Consider the following 24,978-nt stretch of genomic DNA (forward strand, 5'->3'; position numbering starts at 1 on the left):
TCCGGTCCGCACGGATCTTGCCCGGTGATCCAGCCACGGGCTGTGGCGCAGCTTGGTAGCGCACCTGACTGGGGGTCAGGGGGTCGCAGGTTCAAATCCTGTCAGCCCGACCATGTGATGTCACAGGACATCGGAATGGCCGGACCTACGTTTCGTAGGTTCGGCCATTCGTCGTTTCGGGGTAGGCCCGGGTGGTCGGCTGGTGGGCTGGTAGTCGCGTGCGGGGTCGAGGGTGAGCTCGCGCAGGATCTCGCCGGTGGCGCGGTCGATGATGCGGATGTCGAGGTCGTGGACCAGGAGCAGGACGTAGGTTCCGGCGTAGGTGCGGCCGATGCCGATGTGGTGCAGGCGGCTGGCGTGACGCAGGGTGACGGTGCCCGTGACAGAGACGCGGTCTTCGCGGATGCGGTCGTGGGTGTCGGTGGTCCGGTCGGTGCCGGGGCCGGTCTTGGGTCTGGCGGTTTAGGTGGTGGCGGGGGTGGCCTCGTGGGGCAGGGACCGGTGCCCCGAGCTGGATGAATAGCACAGTATGCAATCCTCCGTCGCTTGCGAAACTCCAGTTCGCTCAGCTACTCCCTCGAGTCGCCTGTGACTGGCTAGATCGTATCGACTTGGCAGCGTCGAACCGGGCGGACACGGCGTTGGTCCGACTAGAACGTGGAAGACACGACTGGACGGAGTGCCGACGAGTCGGGACTGTCGCCGTGGACAGCAGGTCCGCAGGCGTGCTGTTAGGCCGTGCGGGCGCCCGTGCTCCACGCCTGGCTGTCCGCGCGAGGCGCTACAGGATCGCCGCACGTTCGATCGGGTCGACCCGATGGCAGACTTGGCGCCGGCTCGCATAGCATCACCCATGTGGAAGCGAATACCGAAGTGTGGCTGACGCATACGCTGCAAGAATGGGGTACCGGAGCCGGCGGCTCGGAAAGGCTACATCAACGCGCGCGCGGTATCGAGACTGCAATCTCGGAAATTCTAGGCGCATCGGCGTACGAGCGCCGCGGTGCTGTCCGGGGGCCCGACCTGGTCATCACGCGCGACGGCAGCGCGCCGATCGCTATCGAACTCAAGGTCGTCAATTCGGCGAACTTCGCCAAGAACGCTCGCAATAGAGTCGCTGAGCTACTAGCTGCCAGCGTTGAGACGAGGCGCGCATTTAGAGACCCACTCGTGCTTGGCGCTATCCTCCTGATTTCTGGCCGACCCAACGTTGAAGATTTTGTTCGTTTTCTATCGCCACTCTTCCGCAGTCTCGACGGCGTTGGCTACGATGTGGTCGTTATTGGCTATGTAGACGCCGGCATGCGGTGGCTGCCTCTTTTCGGCGAAGTCGAATCGGAAAGTGTGTCGACTGAGCATGGCACTCTGTACGCCAAGCTTGTAGACTCCGACGCGATCTCGACAATAATTCGTTCGCTTTCACCGGCGCACCAGAATTCGGGCGACGGCCCAAACGTGCATCCTTCGAACGGGCGTCGATTTCTGTTCGTAGCCGACGAGTGGCGCTCGGGCCTTGGTGGTATTTCGACGGTGAACCGCGAGCTGGCAACCGCGTTGGCGACCCGAGGATGCGACGTTGTAACGATGGTCCCAATCGCGACCGATGAAGACGTGCGGAGCGCGTCGGATGCTGGCGTCGCCCTGGTTACCCCTGCCCGGATCCCCGGCTTAAGTAGGCATTCGCTCCTAACCTTGCGTCCGATCCTGCCCGTGTCGAGCTGGAAGCCCGACTTCATCGTCGGTCATGGGCGCATTCTCGGGCCCTTTGCCGCAGCGCAGCAGCAAGAGTTCTTCCCAGAGGCGAGGAGACTACACTTTGTCCATACGGCGGCCGGGCAGCTCGAGGCGGCCAAGCGAACCGCCGAAGACCCCTTTCGGATGGAGAAGGCAGACGAACGTCGAGGCCTCGAACGCGACCTTGCGCAGTCCGCCTCACTCGTGGTCGGAGTGGGCCCCCTGCTGGCAGACTCAATAAGCGACGACCTGATCAGCGGGGGGCAACGTCCTCCGGTCCTATCTTTAGTGCCGGGCTTGCGCGACGGGTACATTAGTCGCTCGGGGGATGCGCCAGTCAGGAACTCAGTACTCATTGTCGGGCGCGCAGATGACTTTCACTCAAAGGGAATTGACATTGCAGCCGAGGCGCTGCTCAAGGTTAGGAGGAACTGGGGGACCAAGGTCCATCCGCCGCACTTGGTGATTCGCGGCGTCCCGCGGGAAACTGAGGAAAAGGTCGCCGGACGACTGGACACAATATTCGAAGGTGCGGTGGAGTATGACCTCCGCCCCTACTCGAACTCCGAAGAGGACGTCGTTTTGGATCTCGCCCAGGCGAAGGTTGTGCTATTGCCTTCACGCCACGAAGGTTTCGGGTTGGCGGCCTACGAAGCGGTCGCAAGTGCAGTCCCGGTACTTATCAGCGAGAACTCTGGACTTGCGATGTTCCTCCGGCTTCGTCAGCTCGACACGAGCCCTACTTCCATCTTGCCGATAGTCACGGCTGAGGGAGGGCGCCCGATTGCCGACGTATGGGCGGATGCCATCGTGGAACTCCTCCGAAAGCCCGAGGATGCGCGGGAGCGGGCGGCCGCCCTCCGGGAGAGCTTGGCGAGAGTGGTCAGTTGGAGTGATGCCGTCGATAAGTTGCTGGAGGCTGTCGAAAATCTCGGCTGAGCATGCGAGTGTTTCCCTGGTTGGCGGCGCTGCGCGATGTAGGGCACATCTAGGAATACTGCGCGTAATGGATCTGTGCACCGGAGCCGGAACCTCGCCTCCTTCAGCGCAAGTGCGACGATGAATCGGTCGCAACACGCTACTGACGAACGGTGGGAGCTAGGCTGAAGTACCCCGCGAATAGGGGTTGAGCGCGGAGATCCACCAGTCTGCGACGTCCTCGGCTACCGCGCTCAACGTCAGCGCCCGCGCACGGTTCACGCCCTCATTCTCGCCGTGCGCGATTCTGTTCCGAACGTTCACGAGAACGAACAACTCCTTTTCGAGGAAGGCATCGTTTGCCGAAACGAACGCGCGGAACTCTTCCTCGAGAGCAGCGTCGAAGCGTCCGAGCAGTTCCGTGAGCGCGGATGGTTTGGGATTTCTTGAGTGCTCGAGCCACGTTAAGCCGAAAGATCGAACCATTCCGCCGGACTTTTCCCGAACAAAACCTCGCGCGCACTCGGCAACCGCCTTTTCCAGATAGCCGCAGCTTCGGACTACTAGCAGGCGCGACATCCATCCGAGAGGCTCCGCGCCGATATCGTGTGACTTTGGATCCTCGACAAACTGGCGAAGTTGCTCGAGGTTCGAGAGCGAGCTCGTTATCTCCCAGGGCGGCCATTGCTGCGACGTCATTTCCAGTTAACGCGCAAACGCTCGCGTCGCGAGCGCAATACGCTTCCTGACGCTATCTTCGTCCGCTGTTGCCCGCTCGATCACGCCCGGGAGTTCCGTCTCTGCGAGGAGCCGCGCCATGCCCGCCTCTACCTGCGCGGGGGAGAGCTGGCTCGCTTCGAGCCCGCGCATCAGGCCGACAATGACAGCCTCGGTGAGCGCCGCATTCACTGCCGTGCCGCTAGGTCGGATCGATTGCGGTCCTGGCCCCTGGGCGACCAATTGCGCTGCTCGTCTGAACCTCAGATCGAGAGATTCGCGGTCGAGTCCGTTGAGATTTCGATGCTCCGCCATGAAGTCGTTGAGAAACTTCTTGAGCGGCCGCTTATAGGTTCCCGGCGATACGACGAGCGCAATCACGCGCAGGATCAATTCTTGATCGCGTAGGTGGCGCGCAGGTGGTCCGTAGAGGTTGCGCCACTCCTCGGAGCGGCTCAGTTGCGTGATCCATTCGACAAAGGCACCAGCATAGAGGGCGATTCGAATCTCATGTGGAGTCAACTGTGTTCCGCCAGCGTTTAAGCGTTCGAAAACTTGATACACGGCGTCCAGCGAGCTTGGCGAGCCGTCCGGCTGGACGATGGTGGCCTGAATGAATGTATTTTCTAGCATGCGGCGCTGGTCGGTGCCCAACGTCTTGTATGTCAACCCCTTAAACTTCTCTCCGACATACTGGAGGGCGAACTCCTTCTTGTTCACAACTCCCTCGAAAAAGGCATTGAGTGTGCGCAGTCGCTGTTGACCGTCGAGTACTAGGTAGCTGCGATCGCTCTGTTGAACTAGGAAGATTCCGGGAATGGGGTAGCCCAGTAGGAGGGACTCGATAAATCGGTCCATCTGGGCCTTGCTCCACACGAAGGGTCGCTGGAATCGCGCCGTCTCTATGGGCGCTTCTTCGTGGTCACTCGCTTCTTCGTCCCCGAATGTGGGGATTCGGATGTCGTTGCGTCCAAGCCTGCGAACGAGTCCCTCAACGTCGAAATCCGTGGTCGTATAGGCGACCTTTGTGGGATCGGGGTCGACGGCGGCCTCTTCGGCCACATCGTCCGCATCAAAGGAGGAGTTGTCGCCCGGTACTTCCATCGCCACGTCGTCGCTCACGGCCTGAGGGTACCGCCGTCGAACGTTGCGGTGTGGGAGCTAGGGCGTGTCTCCCAACTTCTGGGTTGGTCGGGCGGCAGACCTTCGGCCGTGGGTCGTATCCCGTCTTGATCGATTCGCAGTGAGAGTGGACGCGCCGCCGGGTCGTCTCGGTGCACGTCCCATGCGGTGTTGATCAGGTGTGCGCGCTGCAGGTCTGCGGGTGGGACGGGGCGGGCCTTCCACGCGTAGTAGGCCTGCTTGGAGAACCCGAGCACCCGGCAGCCCGCCGCGACGGGGATCCCGTCTGCGGCCAGGTCACCGACCAGCGGGTACGTCATTTTGGGGAGATCTCCTTGGCGAAGTACGCCGCCGCCCGGCGAAGGGTCTCGACTTCCTGCTCGAGCTGACGGTTGCGCCGCTTGAGTTCACGCAGCTCGGCCTGCTCCTGCTTCGTCACCCCGGGTTGCACGCCGTCTTCGACGTCGGCGGCCTTGAGCCCGTTACGAAGACAGGACTCGGTGATTCCGAAGTCCTTGGCGATCTGAGCGATGGAACCGCCCTGACGGGCAACGGCGACCACGTCACGACGGAACTCGGCGGGATAGGGCTTGGGCACGGGGACATCCTTCCAGCGAGGACCACAGTCCTCACATTTCAGGAGTCAACCGATGCTGGGGCAGTCCCCTCGGTCGATGCGGCGGCTGAAGAACTTTCGCTCGCCCTAGGCTCAGGGCATGCCCACAGTCCTCCTCGTCCGCCATGGCCGCACCACCGCGAATGCCGGAGGGATCCTCGCGGGTCGCGCGCACGGAGTCCGGTTGGACGCCGTCGGGCGTGAACAGGCCGTCCGCGCGGCCGAGCGCATGGCCGGTGTACCGCTCACCCGGGTGGTGGCCAGCCCGCTGGAACGGTGTCGGCAGACCGCTCGCGTCCTGTTCGAGTGCCAAGCAGGTGCGCCAGAACAGGTGACCGAGCGAGGCATCACCGAGTGCGACTACGGGCAGTGGCAGGGACGCGCACTCAAGGACCTGGCGAAGGAGCCGCTGTGGTCGGTCGTGCAGACGCAGCCGTCGGCGGCCGCGTTCCCGGGCGGCGAGTCGCTCGCGGAGATGCAGGCCCGTAGCGTCGCTTCAATCCGCCGGCACGACGCCGAGGTCGAGGCGGAGTACGGGCCCAATGCCGTCTGGGCGGTCGTCTCGCACGGCGACGTGATCAAGTCTGTTCTCGCGGACGCGCTCGGGATGCACCTCGACCTGTTCCAACGCATCGTCGTCGGCCCGGCGTCGATCTCCATCGTGCGGTACGGGAAGCACCGGCCGGAGGTGGTGGCCGTCAACACCGACGCCGGTGACCTCTCGTGGCTGCGCACGGTCGCGCCGGTCGGGGACGCGCCGGTCGGGGGAGGCGCCGGTCCGGGACAGCCAGACGACCCGAGCGACCCAAGTGAGCCGAGCGACCCGTCGGCATCCTGACGAGCTACCTCCAGCCGTCGTGACCAGCGATCGGAAGCCGTCCTGACGGAGCGCGCGAGCGCTCGTAGAGTGGACGCATGCCCACTCTCGTCCACGAGTTCGACTGGCCCGACCGCGTCGTCGTCGGGACCGTCGGGATGCCCGGGTCCCGCACCTTCTACCTCCAGGCCCGATCGGGCACCCGCACGGCCAGCGTCGCTCTCGAGAAGGAGCAGTCGGCCGTCCTCGCCGAGACCATCCAGCGCCTGCTCGACGAGCTGATGGCGGACCCGGACAACCGGTACACCATCCCCGCCGACGTGCCCGCGGAGCTGATCGACAACGACCCCCTCGACCAACCGGTCGAGGAGGAGTTCCGCGCCGGGTCCATGCGGCTCAGCTGGGACCCCCGCACGGCGCAGGTCGTCGTCGAGGCGTACCCGCTCGTGGAGGGCGACCCCGAGCAGGACGAGGACGGCGACGAGCCCGAGCCGGCCGAGGTGCTGCTGGTCAAGATGCCCGTCGGCACGGCGCGCGCATTCGCCCAGCGCACCCGCGTCGTCGTGCGCTCCGGCCGTCCGCTCTGCCCACGGTGCGGTCAGCCGATGGACGCCGACGGGCACGAGTGCGCGCTGCCCGACCAGGCGTGACGTCGTCGCACGTCGATCTCGACGAGGCGTCGATCGAGATCGTCGGACGCATCCGCGTCGCCTCGAACGCGACGTTCCGCGCCCGGATCGGTGACGTGGACGTCGTCTACAAGCCGGTCGCGGGGGAGAACCCGCTGTGGGACTTCCCGGACGGCACCCTGGCCGGCCGGGAGGTCGCCGCGTACCTCGTCTCGGAGGCGCTCGGCTGGGGGATCGTGCCGCGCACGTGGCTGCGCGACGGGCCGATGGGTCCGGGCATGGTGCAGCTCTGGCAGGAGATCGACGGGACGCAGTCCCCGGTCGATGTCGTGCCGACCGACGAGGTGCCGAAGGACGGCGTGCGGGCCGTGCTGGAGGGCGTCGACGAGGACGACCGGCCGGTGGCCCTCGTGCACGAGGACTCCGCGGCGCTGCGGCGCATGGCGGTGTTCGACGCGGTGGTGAACAACGCCGACCGCAAGGGCGGTCACGTCCTGCCGCTGGCGGACGGGCGACGCCTCGGCGTCGACCACGGGGTGACGTTCCACGTCGATCCGAAGCTGCGGACGGTGCTCTGGGGCTGGGTCGGGGCGAGCCTCGAAGCCGACGAGCTCGACGGCGTCACGCGGCTCCGGGCGGACCTCGGCACAGACGTCGACGGCGACCTCGGTCGTCGGCTGGGCGGGTTGCTGTCCGACGACGAGGTGTCTGCCCTCGCCGCTCGCTGCGACCAGTTGCTGCGCACGGCGCGCTTCCCGCACCCGGAAGCGGGCATGCCGCCCGTCCCGTGGCCGCTGTTCTGAGTCGGTCCCCGTCGTCGCGCTGAGGTGACGCGGCGCAGCCCTCATCCTCTTGACGCCCTCCCGATCGTCTGGCACCGTCTCGTGTGTCAGCGCTGTCATACCCGCGAGCACCGCCGCCCGCCCTCCAACGAAGGACATCGATGTCGCTTCACAGAACGCACCCACGTCTGCTCCGGGAGAACGCCGGTAGGGCGACCGCCACGACCGTCGCCCTGAGCCTGCTGCTCAGCGGCACGACGCTCGTCGCCGGGTCGGTCGCCGCGCACGCGGCGCCCGCCGACGCCGCCGACCCCGGCGACTTCTCGACGTCCTTCGAGTCCGGCGACCAGCCGCTCGACTGGACGAGCACGCCGGAGACCGGCCCCGGGGGCCCGCGGGTCGACGGCGTCGTGGGCACCTCGGTGCTCGAGCGCAGCCCGAGCACGCCCAGCGGCGACGACGCGCTCGGCGGCGCCACGGACGAGCTCGCGTGGGAGGGCCCGTTCCAGAACGGCGTGGGCTCGGTGCCCGGCACGCTCGAGGACGCGACGACCCCCGACGGCGACCCCGCCCAGCACTGGGCGATGGAGGCGGCGGGCGAGACGTGGGTGCAGGTGCCCATGCCGACGCTCGAGCGCGGCGTCACGATGCGCGCCCAGGCGACGCTGACGGGGTCGGGCAAGGTGTTCCTCAACGTCTACAGCGGTGGCTCCGACGTCGGCGGCGAGTACGTGACGCTGACGGACGAGCCGCGGACCGTCACCGTCGACTTCGCGCGCCCCGCCTCGGGCGGCGGCACGCCCCAGTTCCAGATCCGCACGCACGACGCCGCGGCCGTGGACACGGTCATCTCCGGCACGTCGGTCCGCCGCCTGACCCCTGGGACGGTCGACTTCCCGGGCGACGTCACCGACCACGTCGTCAAGGTCACGGCGAACCGGGAGAACCCGCCGAACGAGTCGGCGGACAAGCTCGCTGACGGCGACGTCGCGACCAAGTGGCTCGCGGGCGCGCGCACCGCGCGGATCACCTACGAGCTCGACGCGGCGACGACGGTCAAGGCGTACGCGCTGTCGTCCGCGAACGACGCGCCGGGCCGCGACCCGCGAGCCTGGACGCTCGAGGGATCCACGGACGGCACGTCTTGGACGACGCTCGACACGCGCGGCAACCAGACCTTCTCGGAGCGGTTCCAGACGCGCGGGTACACCGTCACGACGCCCGGCGAGTACCGCTTCTACCGTCTCGACATCACGTCCAACAGCGGGAGCGACGGCACCCAGCTCGCCGAGCTCCAGCTCGCGACCGAGGCGCTCGCGGCCACGAACATGACCGCGGAGGTCGGGTCCGGCCCGAGCGCGGCGTACAACTCGCGGTCGGAGGTCGGCTGGACGGGCACGAGTGCGCTGCACTACGCCGGGAGCCAGACGGCGGACGGCCGCGGCTTCGCCTACGACAAGGTCCTGGACGTCGACGTCCCCGTCGGCGAGGACACCGAGCTGTCGTACATGATCTTCCCCGAGGCGTCGGAGAACGACCTCGCGTACGCGAGCACCTACGCCGCCGTCGACCTGGCGTTCACGGACGGCACGTACCTGAGCGAGCTCGCCGCCGTCGACTCGCGCGGCATCGGCCTGAGCCCGCAGGGCCAGGGCGACGGCAAGGCGCTCTACGTCAACGAGTGGAACTCCGTGGTGTCGCGCATCGGCGACGTCGCGGCGGGACGGACGATCGACCGGATCCTCGTCGGCTACGACAACCCGGCCGGGCCGGCGGACTTCAGCGGCTGGATCGACGACGTCGAGGTCACCGGTGACCCCGAGGAGCCGACGGCGCAGCGCCCGTCCGACTACGTGGTCACCACGCGCGGCACCAACTCCAGCGGCGACTTCTCCCGGGGCAACAACATCCCCGCGACCGCCGTCCCGCACGGGTTCAACTTCTGGACCCCCGCCACGGACGCGGGCACGAACCGCTGGCTCTACCAGTACCAGAAGGGCAACGACGAGCAGAACCGCCCGTCGATCCAGGCGTTCTCGCTGAGTCACGAGCCGAGCCCGTGGATGGGCGACCGGCAGACGTTCCAGGTGATGCCGTCGACCGGGACCCCGGACGCGAACCGGTCGCGGCGCGCGCTGACCTTCGACCACGACGCCGAGATCGCCCGCGCGCACTACTACGGCGTGACGTTCGACAACGGCATGCGCACCGAGATCGCGCCGACGGACCACGCGGCGATGCTCCGGTTCACGTTCACGGGGGACGAGTCGAACCTGATCTTCGACAACGTGAACGACGACGGCGGGCTCACCCTCGACGCCGAGGACGGCGTGGTCTCCGGCTACACCGACGTCAGCACGCCGGGGAGCTCGGCCGGCATGACGCGCATGTTCGTCTACGGCGAGGTCGACCGGCCCGTTACCGCCAGCGGGAAGCTCACGGGTGGCGGTGGCGGCGACGTCACGGGCTACCTGACGTTCGACACGTCCGACGACAAGGTCGTGACCCTGCGCCTCGCGACGTCGCTCATGAGCGTCGAGCAGGCGCAGCACAACCTCGACCTGGAGATCGCCGCGGGCGACACGTTCGACACGGTGAAGGACCGCGCGCAGGACCTGTGGGACGACGCGCTCGACGTCATCGAGGTCGAGGGCGCGGACCACGACACGCTGACATCCCTCTACTCGAACCTGTACCGGCTGAACCTCTACCCGAACTCGGGCTACGAGAACACGGGCACGGCGGCGGACCCGGTCTACCGGCACGTCGTGCAGTCCTCCGCGTCCGGCGACCCCGCGCCCGAGGGCACGACGGCGACGACGACCGGCGCGCGCATCGAGGACGGCAAGGTCTTCGTCAACAACGGCTTCTGGGACACCTACCGCACCGCCTGGCCGGCCTACTCGCTGCTCTATCCGAGCGAGGCGGGGGAGATGGTCAACGGGTTCGTCCAGCAGTACGAGGACGGCGGCTGGATCTCGCGCTGGTCGGCCCCGGGCTACGCGGACAGCATGACGGGCACGAGCTCGGACGTCGCGTTCGCCGACGCCTACCTCAAGGACGTCCCCGGCATCGACGTGCAGGGCGCGTACGACGCCGCGCTGAAGAACGCCTCGACCGCGCCGCCGAGCGCGAGCGTGGGCCGCAAGGGCCTCGACCCGGCCACGTTCCTCGGCTACACGCCGACGTCGACGCACGAGAGCGCGTCGTGGTCGCTCGAGGACTACCTCAACGACTACGGCATCGCGACGATGTCGAAGAAGCTGCTCGACACGAGCGGCGACGACGACCCGCGCCACCAGGAGTACGCGGACAACTACGAGTACTACCTGAACCGGGCCCTGAACTACGCGACGCTGTTCGACCCGGCCACGGGCTTCCTGCGGGGCCGCGAGGAGGACGGCTCGTGGAGCCAGTCCGCGGCGGACTTCGATCCCGAGGTCTGGGGCAACGAGTTCACCGAGACCGACGGCTGGAACTTCGCGTTCCACGCGGTCCAGGACGGCCGGGGCCTCGCGAACCTGTACGGCGGCACGGACGCGCTCGGCGCGAAGCTCGACGAGTTCTTCGCCACGCCCGAGACGGCGTCCAAGCCCGGCTCGTACGGCGGCGTGATCCACGAGATGCGCGAGGCCAAGGCGATCCGCCAGGGCCAGTGGGGCCTGAGCAACCAGGTCGCGCACCACATCCCGTACATGTACGCGTTCGCGGGCGAGCCCTCGAAGACGGCCGAGACCGTGCGGACCGCGATGGCCCGCTCGTTCACGGGCAACGACATCGGCCAGGGATACCCGGGCGACGAGGACAACGGCGAGATGTCGGCGTGGTGGCTGTTCAGCGCGCTCGGCTTCTACCCGCTGCAGATGGGCAGCCCGTCGTACGTCATCGGCTCGCCGCTGTTCACGCAGGCGACGATCCACCTCGAGAACGGCAAGGACCTGGTGATCGACGCGCCGGAGAACAGCGCGGAGAACATCTACGTGCAGGGCGTCACGGTGAACGGCGTCGAGCAGTCGGCCACCCACCTCACGCACGAGCAGCTCGCCGACGGCGGCACGATCGTCTTCGACATGGGCCCGACGCCGTCCGCGTGGGGCACCGGCGCCGACGACGCCCCGCCGTCGATCACGCAGGGCGACGACCTGCCCGACCCGCTCGCCGACGTCGCGCGGTCCGGCACGGCCACGACGGGCGACAAGGGTGCGGACGGCGCAGTGCTGTTCGACGACACCTCCTCGACCGAGCTCGCGATCGGCTCGTCGCCGGTGACGTACGAGCTCACGGGCACCACGGCGCGGGCGCGGATGTACACGCTCACGTCGGCCGCGGCCGACGGCGCGGACCCCACGGCGTGGACGCTCGAGGGCTCGACGGACGGGCAGACCTGGACGACGCTCGACGAGCGCACGGACCAGTCGTTCGCGAACCGTCGCGAGACGCGCGCGTTCTCGATCGCCGACCCGCAGGTGTACCGGCACTACCGGCTGCACGTCACGGCGTCGACGGGCGGGGCAGCGACGCTCTCGGAGGTCGAGCTTCTCGCACACACCCCGAAGGTCAGCGAGCTCACCGACGCGATCGACGCCGCTCTCGACGCCGGCCGCATCCCGGCGGGCACCGCGGAGCGGTTCGGGGCGATCGTCGACGCGGCGCAGGGGGCCGAGGACGCGCACGACGCCGCGGGCGTCGTCGCGCAGCTTCGCGCGCTGCGTGCGGCGGTCGACACCACGGTCGCCTCGGAGCTCGACGACGAGACGCGGGCCGAGCTCACGCTGCTGCTGTCGCAGTGGCTCTCCGCGAGCACCGGCCTGGACGAGATCCGTGCCCAGGTCGGGGCCCTGCAGCGCAGCGGTGACGTCGCCGACGCGACCGCGCAGGCGCTCGTCGACCTCGTCGGGACCGCCCAGGAGCAGCTCGACGGCGCGCACGCCGACGCGCTGGCCACGACGCTCGCGACGCTGCGCAGCACCGTCGCCGACGCCGCTCCGGCTGACGTGAGCGACCACGCGCGCGAGGTGCTGCTGCCGCTCGTGACCGCGCTCGTCGAGAACCCGCCCGCGGCGCAGCGCGCCGCGAGCGCGGCGAGCACGCTCATGGGCGACTACGACCCCGAGAAGGCGTGGTGGCCGTCGAGCTGGTGGAACTCCGCCGTCGCGACGCACACCGTCGTCGACTACATGAGCCGCACGGGCGACCTGAGCTACCTCGAGCAGGTGGACCGCACGTTCGAGCGGAACAAGGCGCCGTTCCCGGCGGGCGAGATGTCGGGCGACGAGCTGCTCGGCAACTTCACGAGCCGCGCGATCGACGACTCCGCGTGGTGGGGACTGGCGTGGATCGCGGCCTACGACCTCACGGGCGACCAGAAGTACCTCGACATGGCCGTCGTCATCGGCGACTACGTCCACGGCTACTGGGACGAGTCCACGTGCGACGGCGGGGTGTGGTGGGACGCGGAGCGGACGTACAAGAACGCCGTGACGAACGGCCTCTACGTCCGGCTCGCGGCCGAGCTCCACAACCGCATCGACGGGGACACGACGTGGCTCGAGCGCTCGCAGACCGGGTGGGACTGGCTCACCGCGAGCGGGATGATCACCGCCGACGGCCTGGTCAACGACGGCCTCACGGCCGACTGCCGCAACAACGGCGGCACCGTGTGGAGCTACAACCAGGGCCTCGCCATCGGCGCCGGCCTGGAGCTCCACCGTGCGACCGGTGATGCGGAGCCTCTCGAGACCGCCGAGCGGCTCGCGGACGCGGCGCTGGCCTCGGACGCGCTCGTCGTCGACGGCGTGCTGACCGAGAGCTGCGACGCGCTCGACCGCACGTGCGACGACAACGGCAAGCAGTTCAAGGGCGTGTTCATGCGGTACTTCATGGACCTCAACGACACGACGGGCTCTGCGGAGTACCAGGAGTTCGTAGACCGGCAGGCGGCGACCATCTGGTCGCAGGACCGGGCCGCGGGCGACCGGCTCGGCGTGCGCTGGGCCGGCGGCGAGTCCGCCGAGCACCCGAACGTCTTCGACTGGCGGGCCCAGGCCAGCGCGCTGAGCGCTCTCATCGCCGCGACGCCGCAGGCTCCGGAGGTCCGCGTCGAGGTCCAGACCCGGTGCCTCGCCGGGACGGTCCACGTCGCGGTGCGGGCGACCAACGTGGGGACCGGGCCGCTCGACGTCGGCGTCACGACGCCGTTCGGCACGAAGACCTTCTCCGGGGTCGCCGCGGGCAAGAACGCCTACCAGTCGTTCTCCGCGCGCGCGAAGACCGTCGAGGCGGGCAGCGTGACCGTCACGGCGGTGCCGTCCGGTGGTGGCCAGCGCACGACGCAGGAGGTGGCCTACCCCGCGCGGACCTGCTGACGCCGCACGCGCCGGTCGGGGTCGGTGGGTCCAGGACCCGCCGACCCCGACCGGGCACCAGGGTCAGAACGCGGCAGCCTCGGCGGCCACGGTCGTCGTCGGGCCGTGGCCGGTGTGGACGACCGTCTCCGGGGGCAGCGTGAAGATCCGGCGCCGGATCGAGTCCTTGATGACGCGCTCGTTCGAGAACGAGCGGCCCGTCGCGCCGGGGCCGCCCTGGAACAGGGTGTCGCCGCTGAACAGCACGGGCGTGTCGAGGCCCTCGCGGACGAGGAGGCACGTCGATCCCGGCGTGTGACCGGGCGTGTGGATCGCCTCGACGGTGAGCCCGGCGACCTGGATCGTGTCGCCGTCCCACAGCTCGTGCGTGGGGGAGCGGTCGGGGTGCGCGCGGTGCCACAGCGCAAGGTCCGCCGGGTTCAGGTACGTCGGCGCGCCCAGGAACGCCGCGATCCTCGGCGCCTCGGACACGTGGTCGTCGTGGCCGTGCGTGAGCACGACGGCGACGACGCGTCGCTCGCCGACCTGCGCGACGACGGCGTCGACGTCGTGGGCCGGGTCGATGACGAGGCACTCCTCGTCGTCGCCGACGATCCACACGTTGTTGTCCACGTCCCACGAGCCGCCGTCCAGGGTGAACACGCCGGACGTCTCGAGGTGCTCGATGCGCGCGCTCACAGCTCCACCACCGATCGCAGCACGGAGCCGTGCGTCATCTTGTCGAAGGCCGCCTCGACGTCGCCGAGCCCGATCCGTTCGGTGACGAAGGCGTCGAGGTCGAGCCGGCCCAGGCGGTACTGGTCGACGAGCATCGGGAAGTCGCGCGAGGGCAGGGCGTCGCCGTACCACGCGGACTTGAGCGAGCCGCCCCGGCCGAAGACCTCGTCCAGGGGGAGCGTGATCGTGGTGCCGGGGTCGGGCACCCCGACGAGGACGACGCGGCCGGCCAGGTCGCGCGCCTCGAACGCCTGGCGGTACGTCGCGGGGATGCCGACGGCGTCGATCACGAGGTCGGCGCCGAAGCCCCCGGTGATCTCCCGGATCCGCGCGATGGCGTCCTCCGTCGTGGAGTTGACGGTGTGCGTCGCGCCCAGGGCGCGAGCCGTCGCGAGCTTGTCGTCCGTGACGTCGACGGCGATGATCGTCGTCGCCCCGCCGAGCTGCGCGCCCGCGACCGCGGCCGTGCCCACGCCGCCGCAGCCGATGACGGCGACGGACTCGCCGCGCTGGACCTCGCCGGTGTTGAGGACCGCGCCGATGCCCGCCATGAGCCCGCAGCCCAGGAGGCCGACGGCGGCGTCCTGCTCGTCCGCGATGTCGCCGTCGATCGGCGTGCACTGGCCTGCGGCGACGAGCGTCTTCTCCGCGAAGGCGCCGATCCCGAGCGCCGGGGAGAGCTCGGTCCCGTCCTCGAGCGTCATCTTCTGCGTGGCGTTGTGGGTGTCGAAGCAGTACTGCGGCTGCCCCTTGCGGCACGCGCGGCACTGCCCGCAGACCGCGCGCCAGTTGAGGATGACCTTCTGGCCCACGGCCACCTCGGTCACGCCCTCGCCGACGGCCTCGACGATCCCGGTCGCCTCGTGGCCGAGCAGGTACGGGAAGTCGTCGCCCACACCGCCGGCGACGTAGTGCTTGTCGGTCTGGCAGACGCCGGAGGTCAGGACCTTGACGAGCGCCTCACCCGGACCGGGGTCCGGGACGACGATCGTCTCGACGGTGACCGGCGCGTCCTTGCGACGCGCGACGACACCCTGCACGCGGTGAGCCAACTGTCCTCCTCGGGTCTCGGGCGGGGGTTCCCGCACCGTCCGACTCGAACCTACGTCGGCCGGCCCCGCACCAGCACTACCCGCGAGGGCGGCACGGACTACCCGATCGGGTAGTCGGGGCCGTCGCCGGTTCCGGTGACGAGCTGCGCGCGGCGCCGCGCGGAGACCACGCGCAGCATCGCCGACACGTGGTACTTCACGGTGTTCGCGCTGATGGACAGCTCGTCGGCGATCTCGCGGTTCGTCCGGCCCAGGGCGATGAGGGAGCGGATCTGGTTCTGCCGCTCCGTGAGCTCCGGACGGATGCTGTCGTGGTGGGCCGGCGTCTCGTCGAGCGGGAACCGCAGGTGGAGGTGGCCGCCCCAGCCGGGCGTCGCGTCGAGCGTCCAGGTGCCGCCCTGCCGCTCGACGCGCTCGGCGATCGGCCGGAAGCGGTCGTCCTCCCGGCTCGCCGTGCCGGGCCCGTCGTCATGGACGTCGACGAGCAGGTTCGTCCCGTCGCAGTCCCACTGCACCCGCGCCCGGGTCGCCGACGCCTCGCCGACCTGGGCGAGGAGCGCCACCCGGACGCACGAGCGTGCGCTCTCGGCGATCGTCGTCGGCACGGCCCGGCCGTTCGCCGGCGGCTGGACGAAGTCGATCGCCAGCGGGCCGAAGCGCGTCAGGGTGCTCAGCTCGGAGCGCAGTCGTTCGAAGGCCTCGACGGCGGGCTCGAGGTGGCCGGTCGCGGTCGGGGGCTCACGGTCGAGCGCGATGAGCGCGTCGACCGCGACCTGCTCCGCCTTGATCCGCGCTGTCCGGTCGGTGAGCTCGCCCGACCGCAGGACCGCCAGCACCGACCGCAGCGCGACCTCGGCGTGCTCCGCCCCGGCACCCGCGTCGACCGATGGACCCCGCATCCCAGCAGCCTACCCACGCGCACGACGGCCCGACTCGTAGGCCCACATCGCCGCCTCGACGCGGTTGCGCACCCCCAGCTTGGTGAGGACGCCGCCGACGTGGGTCTTGATCGTGCCGCGCGAGAGGTAGAGGTGGGCGCCGATCTCGTCGTTGGTCAGGCCGGCCGCGAGCAGCGCGAGCACCTGCTCCTCGCGCTCGCTCAGCGGTGCCACGGGCTGACGAGGCCGCCCTGACGGGCGCGCGAACTCCGCCAGCAGCCGCGTCGTGATGCGCGGGGAGATCAGCGCGTCGCCGTTCGCCGCGGCGTGCAGCGCCTCGACGATCAGGTGCGGGCTCGCGCCCTTGAGCAGGAATCCCTTCGCGCCGGCACGCAGCGCGCCGTAGACGTACTCGTCGAGGTCGAACGTGGTGATGACGACGACGGCGAGGGGGTCGGGGACGTCCGGGCCGGCGAGCAGCGCGGTCGCCTCGATGCCGTCGAGGCGAGGCATCCGGATGTCGAGCAGCGCGACGTCGGGCCGCACCTCGCGCGCGAGCTCCACCGCGGCCGCGCCGTCGGAGGCCTCGCCGACCACCTCGATGCCGGGCTGCGCGTCGAGCAGCATCCGCAGACCGGTGCGCACCGGTTCCTGGTCGTCCGCGACGAGGACGCGGATCATGCGTCGGCCCGCTGCGGGAGCCGGGCGCGGACCGTCCACCCACCGTCGGGATCGGGGCCCGCCATGACCTCGCCGCCGAGGAGCGCCGCGCGTTCGGAGATCCCCTGCAGCCCGTGCCCTGTCCCGGGCGGGGTGCGGGCGCCCGCACCGTCGTCGTGGACGACGAGCTGCACCGCGTCGGCGTCGGCGGTGAGGGTCACGTCGATCGCGGTGGCGCCGCGGGCATGCCGCCGCGCGTTGGTGACGGCCTCCTGCGCGATGCGGAAGAGGCTTGACGCGACGATGTCGGGCGGGGTCGCGGCGTCGTCGAGGCGCACGGTCACGGTGGGCGGGCCGGGATCGGCGAGGGAGGCCAGCTCCGCCAGGCCGGGCGACGGCTCGAGCCCGGCCGGCGCGCGGAGCTGGCGGACGAGCGAGCGCATGTCGGTGAGCACGGCCTGCGCCTCGCGCTCGATGACGTCCAGCGACGCGGTGACCCGGGACGCGTCGTCGGGGTCCGTCGCCGCCACCTGCGCGCGGATCGCGATGGCCGAGACGTGGTGCGCGACCGTGTCGTGCAGGTCGCGGGCGAGCGACTCCCGCTCCGCGGCACGGACCGCGTCGAGCTGGCTCGCGCGGGCCGCGACCCGCTCACGCCGGAACGCCCCCACGAGGCACGCGCCACCGACGAGCGCGACCCCCGCGACCGCGCCCTGGACGCCCTCGCCGCCGAGCGCGACGGAGACGACCAGGCTGCCCGCGAGCACGGCGCCGCCGAGCACCCGGTCGCGGCCCGACCCCCAGCGGAACAGGGCGTACGGCGCGAGGAGGACCGCGAGCATCGTCGCGAGCCCGTCGGGCCCGGTGCCGGCGGCCGCCTGGGCGACCTGGAACCCAGCGCCGACGAGGGTCGTGAGTGCGACGACGAGCAGCGGGCGGCTGCGCCGCCACGGCAGGGTCGCCACGAGGGCGACCGCGACGAGCGCCGACGCCACCGGCCAGTCGAGGTCGGCGCGCAGGACGCTCTCCAGGACCGCCACACCGGCCAGGACGATGACGAGCACGGCGTCCCGTGCCCTCGGTCCGCGGTCACCGGGCGCCGCCGGACGTCCGAGGAGGTCCCGCAGCCGGCGTCGCACGCTCGGCATGCTAGCCCCCGCGGTCAGGCGGCGGGCACGGCGCGACGCGGCCGGCGACGGGCGGTGGCCCGGCGGCGCGCGATCACCCACTCGGCGACCACGACGTTGATCAGCCACCCGGCGTCCATCTGCACGGTGCGCCAGAAGGCGTCGGGCTCGCCGAAAAGCACCACGAACGGCGCGGACGTGAGCACCTGGGTGCCAGCACCCAGCGCCAGGGCGTACGCGCGGATCATCCAGGCCCCGTGCGCGAGGACGTCGCGCCGCAGGATCGCGCGCACGCCGAGCACGAGGGAGGCCAGCATCGCGATCCCGACGACGTAGCGCGACACGGTGAGCGGCCCGTCGTCGACCGGGGGCACGTCGTAGAAGGCCGTCATCCACAGCCCCGACGCCGCGACCACCAGTCCGGCCGGCACGAGGACGTAGCGCCCGGCGACGCGGTGCCACGCGAGGTGGCGTCGGCGCAGGCCTGGCAGGAGCTGGAACGCCCCGAGTACGGCGTAGACGACGGCGGCGATGATGTGCAGGACGACGGGGAGCGGCACCTGGAGGAAGCGCGCGTTGGCGGGTGTCTCGGGCGCGCCCGAGGCGATCTCGCCGAGCCGCACGCCGCCCGCGAGCGACGGGACGAGGGCCAGGGCGACGAGCCCGGCCGCGACGAGCCATTTCTTGCGGGACGACCCGCGTCTTGTGCGGCGAGGAGTGCTCGGAGCGGTGCGGGCGACGGCGGGTGCGGTGTCCATGGGGTCGATCGTGGATCGACCGGGCACGCCGGCGCTTCGGCCATGTGGCCGAACCTTCTCGCCCTGCTCGGCGTCTTCTCGGACTCAGCGTCCGTGCGGGTCGGCCGCGTTGAGCGTGCGCACGACGTCGGCGTAGTCGCCGCGGGCCTCGCCGTGGCGGAGGAACTTCACGCGCTCGACGAGGACCTCGTCGGCGTCGGGCTGTGTGCGCAACAGGTCGATCACCTCGCTGACGAAGTCGTCGAGCGGCATGGCGATCGGGCTGGTGCGCTGGGTCGGCAGGAGGTCGGTCGCGACCGACGGCGGCACGAGCTCGGTCACGCGGACACTCGTGTCGGCGAGCTGCAGGCGCAGCGCCTCGCTGAGCATGTGGATCGCGGCCTTGGAGGCGTCGTAGCTCGGCGTCGCCTTGAGCGGGGCGAACGCGAGGCCGGACGACACGGTGACGATCGTGGCGTGCGGTCGGGTCTGCAGGTGCTCGACGAACGCACCGACGAGGCGGATCGGGCCGAGCACGTTCGTCGTGAACGTCTCCTCGGCGGTCGCGAGAAAGCCGTCGGGGTGGTGCCAGTCCTCGACGCGCATGATGCCGGCCATGGCGACGAGCGTGTCGAGGTCGGGGTGGCGATCGAGCACCTCCTTCGCGGCGGTCGCGATGCTCTCGGGGTCGGTCGTGTCGATGCGCACGGTGTCGATCCCGGGGTGCTCGGCGGCGACCCGCTCGAGCAGCTCGGTGCGACGCCCGCCGATCACGACGGTGCTGCCCTGCTCGTGGAGCGCGACGGCGAGCGCGAGGCCGATGCCGCTCGTCGCGCCGGGGATGAAGACGGTGCTGGTGGTGATGTCCATGCCTCGATCCTCGGGACGTTCCGGTGAGCGCGGCAGAGACGGTCGAACGGGGGACCGGCGATCCCTGGCACAGCGCGCGGCCGCCGACCACCATGGGACCCATGGACCGTGCTGCGCTCGCCGACTTCCTCCGCCGCCACCGCGAGGCGCTGCAGCCGGGCGACGTCGGGCTGGGACCCGGGCTGCGCCGTCGGGCACCGGGACTGCGCCGCGAGGAGGTGGCGCAGCTCGCGCTCATGTCGACCGACTACTACACGCGCCTGGAGCAGCAGCGCGGCCCGCAGCCGAGCACGCAGATCCTCGCGTCGATCGCCCGCGCGCTGCGCCTGACCGACGACGAGCGCGACTACCTGTACCGCGTCGCCGGCCACGGTGTCCCGGACCGCACGGTCGACACGGGCCACGTCGCCCCGGCGCTCCAGCGCGTGCTCGACCGCCTCTCCGACACCCCGGCGCTCATCATCGACCCGCTCGGGCGCACCCTGGCGCAGAACGACCTCGCGCGCGCGCTCTACGGCGACGCCACCGCGTACACCGGGTGGGAGCGCAGCGAGATCTACCGCTGGTTCGCCCACCCGGAGACGGCGCGCGCCGTCTACCCGGAGGACGACCGGGCGCGGCAGGGCAGGGCGCTCGTCGCGAGCCTGCGCGCCGCGCTCGGGACTCTTGGACCGTCGTCGGGCGCGGCCGACCTCGTCACGACGCTGGAACGGGCGAGCCCGGAGTTCGTCGAGCTGTGGGCGCGGCAGGAGGTCGCTCGGCGGTTCACCGACCACAAGGTGCTCGTGCACCCCGAGGTGGGGGAGATCGAGGTCGACTGCCAGGTGCTCCTCACCGAGGACCAGCTGCAGGCGCTGCTCGTCCTCACGGCGGCGCCCGGCACCGAGTCGGCCGAGAAGATCCGGCTGCTCGCCGTCCTGGGGAGCCAGGACCTCGCCGTCGCGCCGCCGGCGGTGCGGTCCGCGGGTCGGTGACGGCCGTCGCGCTCCACCGCCACCGGGTGGCCGGACAGCGCTGAACGGACCGGCCGTGCGCTACGGCCGTCCGCACCCGGCGGGACGAACGGCACATCTCGCCGTGGCTTGCTACGGTGCCGTGGGTGTTCTCGAACTGGAAGCGACAGCGCGCCGCGCGACGCCTCAAGCCAGGTGACGGGCACTCCCTGCCACGCTTCCGGTGGTGGCAGCCCCTGTCGCGCACGCTGTTCCACCTCCGGCTCACCGCCGAGGACGGTCGACCCGAGACGTGGTCGGTCGACGTCCGCCTCTGGGGCGACTCGGACGACGGCGAGGTGCGGGCCCGGCTCTACCGGGACGGCCGGCACCACGCGACGTCCAAGCTCCCGGCCGAGTTCCCGGTCACGGGCGGGACCATCGAGGTGGTCGCCAGCGGGTACGGGATGCGGCGGTGCCACTACGTCCCGGACGACGGCGGCCCCGAACGACAGCTCACGCCAGACCCGGCCTCCGCGGAGGGTCGCCGTGCGCGTCTCGACCACCGGCACCCGGGGGTGAGCCGGACGATCGGGTTCGTCTCGTGGGCGGTCCTCGTGGTCGCCCTGGTGCTCGGCGTCCCGCAGATCGTGGAGCAGATCTCGCAGATCCCGCCCGTCGCCGAGAACGTGGGCACGTTCACGTCACCGGTCCACCTCTCGGGGACCGTCAACGTCGCGCTCGTCGTCGCCACCCTGCTCGCGAGCACCGAGCGCGCGCTCCGCCTGCGCTACCACTGGCTGCTCGACGGCGGCCTGTTCGACGGCGACGACTGACCGGTCACGGTTCGAGCCGCCTGCGCAGGAGGCAGAACTCGTTGCCCTCCGGGTCCGCCAGGACGTGCCACGACTCGTCACCGGTCTGCCCCACGTCGGCGGGGCGCGCGCCCAGCGCGAGCAGCCGCTCCAGCTCGGCGTCCTGGTCCCGGTCGACCGGGTTGACGTCGATGTGCAGGGGGAGCTTGCCGCGCCGCGGGTCGCTGGTCCGGCTGAGGATAAGGGTCGGCTGCAGGCCGCCGAACCCGGCGCCCGGCGGGCCGATCTCGATCGACTCGTCGTCCCGGTCGAGCTCGACGTAGCCGAGGACGTCGCACCAGAACCGCGCGAGCAGCTCGGGGTCGGCGCAGTCGATCACCAGTTCACTGATGCGGGATGCCATGCCTCGCACTCTAGGGAGTTGAGGCACACCGGCGCACCCCCGTTTGACGCGGACGGCGAGGGGTGAGCTGCGAGCGGGGCCGTCCGTCCTCCGCGGTACCGTGACGCCCGTGCTGACCCTGTGCTCGTGGCCCGGTGCGCCCTGGCTGCCGCCGGGCGGCCGCGCGGACGTCGTCCTCCTGGACGAGAACGAGCCGGTGCCCGACCCGACGGCTCTCGTCCGCCTCCTGATCCGTGACGATGCGCGCCGCGTCTTCTGCGTCCCGCGCACCGGCGGCCGAGCGGGCTGGGACCTGCCGACCCGGACCGTCGGCGACGAGGAGGCCGGGGAGGCGCTCGACGGCCTCGTCCGGACGGTGCTCGGACGGCCGCACGAGACGACGCCGCTGGGCTTCGTGCGGAACACGGTCCCCACCGGCACCGCCTACGCGTGGCCGGCGCCGGTCGCGCACTTCGCCGTGCACCGGGTTCTCGGCAGCGCGCGCCCGCGGGTGGACGGCACCTGGTTCGACGCGGCGGCGGCACGCGAGCACCTCGGCGAGCGCCACTGGTGGCCGCTCGTCGCCGTCGAGCGGGACGCCGCACGGGCGATGACGCACGAGCTGATGGTCGCCTGGGGCCTGTGGCTGCACGACATCGACCGTGACCGTGACCGCCTGACGGGATCGGCGACCGAGGCGCTCGTCCTCGGGATGGACTCGCCCGCCCTGCGCGAGCTCGCGGGGCTGCATCGTGACGAGCAGTGGCCCGAGCTCGAGACCTCCACGCTCCGACTCCTCGTCGCGCTCGACGACGAGTACGAGCGGCTCGGGGCGCTGGAGCCGTGTGCCGAGAGGGGAGATCGGGCGCGCGCGGTGCGGTCCCTCGACGATGCCGTCCGGCACGCCGCGACGGCCGTCGCAGACGGCGAGGACGTGGCCGGGTCCGGCGTGCCGGGACTCCGTGGCAGGCCGTCCTGATCACGTCCGACGTGATCCAGGTAGGGCCTCCTCGGCGCCCCAGTGTCGGAGCGCGACGATCGCCCCACGGAGGGCGAGCCCCCGATCGGTGAGCGCGTAGGCCCGGGTGTTGTGCCGCAGGGGCAGGCGGGACAGCACGCCGGCAGCTTCGAGCTCGCGCAGCCGGGTCGCGAGGATGTTGGTCGGCGCTCCGAGGTCGCGTTGCAGGTCGCCGTAGCGCTGCGGTCCGTCGAGCAGCCGGTCCACGATGAGCAGGGCCCACCGGGCTCCGACGACGTCGAGGGCCGTGGCGAGGTCGCTCACGCGGTCGGGTCGACGTCCGGCTTCATCCAGAACGGCGAGTAGTGGTAGCCGTCCGGGTCGTCGAACTGGCGCTGGTACATGAAGGGGTAGTCGTCGGTGTCGCCGATCCGTCCCCCGGCCGCGGCGGCGCGCTCGACGAGCTCGTCGACCGCCTCGCGGCTGCCGAGGTCGAACGAGACCGTGACCTTCGAGGGGGTGTCGGGTCCGCCGATCACCTCCTCGACCCCGCCGACGCTCGCGTACATCTCGCGACTGCCGAGCATGACGTACTGCTCGGGCGCGATCGCGAAGCACGACACGTTGTGATCGGACATCTCCGTGTTGAAGGTCCATCCGAGGGCGGTGTAGAAGGCCGTGGCGCGCTCGACGCTCTCGACCGGGCAGGTGAGGAAGAGGCTCATCTGCCCATACTTGCAAAATGCAAGTGCGACGTCAAGACCCGGGCGCACGCTCGTGCTGGGTCGTGCTCCGGTCGAGCCGCAACGGCACCCGGGAAGCCGCCGCCCCCTGATCTGGATCAGGACGGTCGGCACGGCCTAAGCGGCGGGCAACCCGAGGGCGTGGCACCGTTGCCCGCGACACGTGCGACGAGAGGGAGACGGCATGGCTCTGGGCAGACGTCGGACGCGGGAGCGCGCGGACCAGCGCGCGGAGGACACGGCGGTCGTCGTGCGGGAGCCCGTCGACGACGCCGGCGTGGGCGCGCGAGGTGAGGCTGCCCCGCCGACGCGGACGGCGTCCCAGCTGTGGGCCGACGGCGTCGGTCGCGCCGGGACGCGGTCGCTCCAGGTGCTCGCGATCGTCGCGCTCATGGCCGTCGCGGTGTTCGCGCTGACGCGGCTGACGCTCATCGTCATCCCGGTGCTCATCGCGCTGGTGCTCGCGGCGGCGATCTCGCCGCTCGTGGTGCTCCTGCGCCGCAAGGGCGTGCCGTCGTCCCTGGCGACGGTCATCGCGCTGATCGCCCTCGTCGCCGTCCTCGCCGGCGTCCTCTGGCTGATCGTCGTCGCGGTCGTGGACCAGTGGCCCGAGCTGCGCGACCAGGCGATCGAGGGCTTCGACGAGCTGCAGGTGTACGTCCAGAACCTGCCGTTCGACATCACCGAGGAGCAGATCCAGTCGGTGCGGGACTCCGTCGTCGGGCTCCTGCAGTCCGACGCCGTCGGTGCGGGCGCCCTGGCCGGAGTCTCCCAGACCGTGGACTTCGTCGCCGGGTTCTTCGTGATGATCGTCGTGCTGTTCTTCTTCCTCAAGGACGGCCCGCAGATCTGGGAGTTCCTCCTCCGGCCCTTCCGGGGCGCGCGGTACGAGCGCGGCCAGCGGATCGGCAGCACGACGGTCCGCACCCTCGGTGGGTACGTGCGCGGCACCGCGATCGTCGCGCTCGTCGACGCCGTCGCGATCGGGATCGGCCTGGCGATCGTCGGCGTCCCGCTCGTCCTGCCGCTCTCGGTGCTCGTGTTCCTGCTCGCCTTCATCCCGCTCGTCGGCGCGACGCTCGCCGGCGTCCTCTGCGCGCTCGTGGCGCTCGTGGCCGTGGGGCCGGTCGAGGCGCTCATCGTGGTGGCGATCGTCATCGCGGTCAACCAGCTCGAGGGCGACCTGCTGCAGCCGGTCGTCATGGGCCGCACCCTGCGCCTGCACCCGTTGGTGATCCTCATCGCCCTGACCGCCGGGACCGTGCTCGCCGGGCTCACGGGAGCCGTGCTGGCCGTGCCCATCGCCGCGTCGATCTGGCGGGCGATCCAGGTGTGGGACGGCCCGGACCTGCCCGCGCGCTTCGCGCGGCAGAAGCGACGCGAGGCGGTGGAGACCGGCTGATCGAG

Annotated in this window: 21 protein-coding genes, 1 tRNA gene and 3 pseudogenes; 10 read left to right on the forward strand and 15 right to left on the reverse strand. The window is 70.6% G+C overall.

Translation table 11 applies throughout. From position 1 onward, the window contains the following. Window positions 1-36 precede the first annotated feature (36 nt). A tRNA-Pro gene (locus ACWPWV_RS15440) sits at window positions 37-113 on the forward strand. Window positions 114-120: 7 nt separating this feature from the next. Here ACWPWV_RS15440 and ACWPWV_RS15445 read toward each other — a convergent pair. After that, window positions 121-507 (reverse strand): annotated as a pseudogene (locus tag ACWPWV_RS15445) (hypothetical protein); the annotation flags it as partial. A 348-nt stretch (window positions 508-855) separates the two neighbouring features. On the opposite strand from ACWPWV_RS15445, the gene ACWPWV_RS15450 reads away from it, so the two are divergent. Beyond that, window positions 856-2,673: a glycosyltransferase family 4 protein gene (locus tag ACWPWV_RS15450; protein ID WP_454043829.1), complete on the forward strand. Its 1,818-nt coding sequence runs from the start codon at window positions 856-858 to the stop codon at window positions 2,671-2,673. 159 nt (window positions 2,674-2,832) lie between these two features. Here the strand turns inward: ACWPWV_RS15450 and ACWPWV_RS15455 are convergent, their stop codons facing one another. The 4 genes and pseudogenes from ACWPWV_RS15455 to ACWPWV_RS15470 form a co-directional block, all read right to left on the reverse strand. Further along, window positions 2,833-3,351, reverse strand: a complete 519-nt coding sequence (locus tag ACWPWV_RS15455; protein WP_454043830.1) for a HEPN domain-containing protein — start codon at window positions 3,349-3,351, stop codon at window positions 2,833-2,835. A gap of 6 nt (window positions 3,352-3,357) precedes the next feature. Continuing rightward, window positions 3,358-4,491 carry a DUF262 domain-containing protein gene (locus ACWPWV_RS15460; protein ID WP_454043831.1) on the reverse strand — a complete coding sequence of 378 codons (1,134 nt, stop codon included), beginning with the start codon at window positions 4,489-4,491 and terminating at the stop codon, window positions 3,358-3,360. 137 nt (window positions 4,492-4,628) lie between these two features. Further along, window positions 4,629-4,918, reverse strand: a pseudogene (locus ACWPWV_RS15465) (IS3 family transposase); the annotation flags it as partial. Window positions 4,919-4,942: 24 nt separating this feature from the next. Then, window positions 4,943-5,089, reverse strand: a pseudogene (locus ACWPWV_RS15470) (transposase); the annotation flags it as partial. Window positions 5,090-5,207: 118 nt separating this feature from the next. On the opposite strand from ACWPWV_RS15470, the gene ACWPWV_RS15475 reads away from it, so the two are divergent. From ACWPWV_RS15475 to ACWPWV_RS15490, 4 genes are all read left to right on the forward strand, one after another. After that, window positions 5,208-5,945 carry a histidine phosphatase family protein gene (locus tag ACWPWV_RS15475; protein ID WP_454043832.1) on the forward strand — a complete coding sequence of 246 codons (738 nt, stop codon included), beginning with the start codon at window positions 5,208-5,210 and terminating at the stop codon, window positions 5,943-5,945. Window positions 5,946-6,022: 77 nt separating this feature from the next. Continuing rightward, on the forward strand, window positions 6,023-6,574 hold the full coding sequence (locus ACWPWV_RS15480; protein WP_454043833.1) for a DUF3090 domain-containing protein: 552 nt from the start codon (window positions 6,023-6,025) through the stop codon (window positions 6,572-6,574). Then, on the forward strand, window positions 6,571-7,356 hold the full coding sequence (locus ACWPWV_RS15485) for an SCO1664 family protein (RefSeq protein ID WP_454043834.1): 786 nt from the start codon (window positions 6,571-6,573) through the stop codon (window positions 7,354-7,356). The genes ACWPWV_RS15480 and ACWPWV_RS15485 overlap by 4 nt, the downstream gene beginning before the upstream one ends. A 140-nt stretch (window positions 7,357-7,496) precedes the next feature. Beyond that, window positions 7,497-13,700: a GH92 family glycosyl hydrolase gene (locus ACWPWV_RS15490; RefSeq protein ID WP_454043835.1), complete on the forward strand. Its 6,204-nt coding sequence runs from the start codon at window positions 7,497-7,499 to the stop codon at window positions 13,698-13,700. A 63-nt stretch (window positions 13,701-13,763) separates the two neighbouring features. Here the strand turns inward: ACWPWV_RS15490 and ACWPWV_RS15495 are convergent, their stop codons facing one another. From ACWPWV_RS15495 to ACWPWV_RS15525, 7 genes are all read right to left on the reverse strand, one after another. Next, a complete protein-coding gene (locus ACWPWV_RS15495; protein WP_454043836.1) occupies window positions 13,764-14,378 on the reverse strand; it encodes an MBL fold metallo-hydrolase in 615 nt (204 codons plus the stop codon). Beyond that, window positions 14,375-15,469 carry an S-(hydroxymethyl)mycothiol dehydrogenase gene (locus ACWPWV_RS15500; protein ID WP_454043837.1) on the reverse strand — a complete coding sequence of 365 codons (1,095 nt, stop codon included), beginning with the start codon at window positions 15,467-15,469 and terminating at the stop codon, window positions 14,375-14,377. The genes ACWPWV_RS15495 and ACWPWV_RS15500 overlap by 4 nt, the downstream gene beginning before the upstream one ends. Before the next feature lie 98 nt (window positions 15,470-15,567). After that, window positions 15,568-16,368: a LuxR C-terminal-related transcriptional regulator gene (locus ACWPWV_RS15505; RefSeq protein WP_454043838.1), complete on the reverse strand. Its 801-nt coding sequence runs from the start codon at window positions 16,366-16,368 to the stop codon at window positions 15,568-15,570. A gap of 9 nt (window positions 16,369-16,377) precedes the next feature. Continuing rightward, complete coding sequence (locus ACWPWV_RS15510; RefSeq protein ID WP_454043839.1) at window positions 16,378-17,028, reverse strand: response regulator; 651 nt, start codon at window positions 17,026-17,028, stop codon at window positions 16,378-16,380. Then, entirely contained in the window at window positions 17,025-18,146 is a 1,122-nt protein-coding gene (locus ACWPWV_RS15515) for a sensor histidine kinase (protein ID WP_454043840.1), read from the reverse strand. The genes ACWPWV_RS15510 and ACWPWV_RS15515 overlap by 4 nt, the downstream gene beginning before the upstream one ends. Before the next feature lie 23 nt (window positions 18,147-18,169). Further along, window positions 18,170-18,892 carry a DUF2306 domain-containing protein gene (locus ACWPWV_RS15520; RefSeq protein ID WP_454043841.1) on the reverse strand — a complete coding sequence of 241 codons (723 nt, stop codon included), beginning with the start codon at window positions 18,890-18,892 and terminating at the stop codon, window positions 18,170-18,172. An 84-nt stretch (window positions 18,893-18,976) separates the two neighbouring features. Continuing rightward, a complete protein-coding gene (locus tag ACWPWV_RS15525; protein WP_454043842.1) occupies window positions 18,977-19,741 on the reverse strand; it encodes an SDR family oxidoreductase in 765 nt (254 codons plus the stop codon). Between the two features lie 101 nt (window positions 19,742-19,842). Between ACWPWV_RS15525 and ACWPWV_RS15530 the strand changes: the two genes are divergently transcribed. Together ACWPWV_RS15530 and ACWPWV_RS15535 are read left to right on the forward strand one after the other, a co-directional pair. Then, on the forward strand, window positions 19,843-20,715 hold the full coding sequence (locus tag ACWPWV_RS15530; protein ID WP_454043843.1) for a helix-turn-helix transcriptional regulator: 873 nt from the start codon (window positions 19,843-19,845) through the stop codon (window positions 20,713-20,715). Window positions 20,716-20,840: 125 nt separating this feature from the next. Further along, window positions 20,841-21,509, forward strand: coding sequence for a hypothetical protein (locus ACWPWV_RS15535; RefSeq protein WP_454043844.1), 669 nt, complete (start codon window positions 20,841-20,843; stop codon window positions 21,507-21,509). A 4-nt stretch (window positions 21,510-21,513) separates the two neighbouring features. Here the strand turns inward: ACWPWV_RS15535 and ACWPWV_RS15540 are convergent, their stop codons facing one another. Further along, on the reverse strand, window positions 21,514-21,891 hold the full coding sequence (locus tag ACWPWV_RS15540; RefSeq protein ID WP_454043845.1) for a VOC family protein: 378 nt from the start codon (window positions 21,889-21,891) through the stop codon (window positions 21,514-21,516). A 109-nt stretch (window positions 21,892-22,000) separates the two neighbouring features. Here ACWPWV_RS15540 and ACWPWV_RS15545 point away from each other — a divergent pair, with 109 nt between their 5' ends. Further along, entirely contained in the window at window positions 22,001-22,849 is an 849-nt protein-coding gene (locus ACWPWV_RS15545; RefSeq protein WP_454043846.1) for a hypothetical protein, read from the forward strand. Here ACWPWV_RS15545 and ACWPWV_RS15550 read toward each other — a convergent pair whose 3' ends face one another. Beyond that, window positions 22,850-23,152, reverse strand: a complete 303-nt coding sequence (locus tag ACWPWV_RS15550) for a winged helix-turn-helix transcriptional regulator (protein WP_454043847.1) — start codon at window positions 23,150-23,152, stop codon at window positions 22,850-22,852. Then, window positions 23,149-23,553: a VOC family protein gene (locus ACWPWV_RS15555; RefSeq protein ID WP_454043848.1), complete on the reverse strand. Its 405-nt coding sequence runs from the start codon at window positions 23,551-23,553 to the stop codon at window positions 23,149-23,151. The genes ACWPWV_RS15550 and ACWPWV_RS15555 overlap by 4 nt, the downstream gene beginning before the upstream one ends. Before the next feature lie 202 nt (window positions 23,554-23,755). Here ACWPWV_RS15555 and ACWPWV_RS15560 point away from each other — a divergent pair, with 202 nt between their 5' ends. Then, entirely contained in the window at window positions 23,756-24,973 is a 1,218-nt protein-coding gene (locus ACWPWV_RS15560) for an AI-2E family transporter (protein ID WP_454043849.1), read from the forward strand. Window positions 24,974-24,978 lie beyond the last annotated feature (5 nt).

It is taken from the genome of Cellulosimicrobium sp. Marseille-Q8652 (assembly GCF_965112045.1).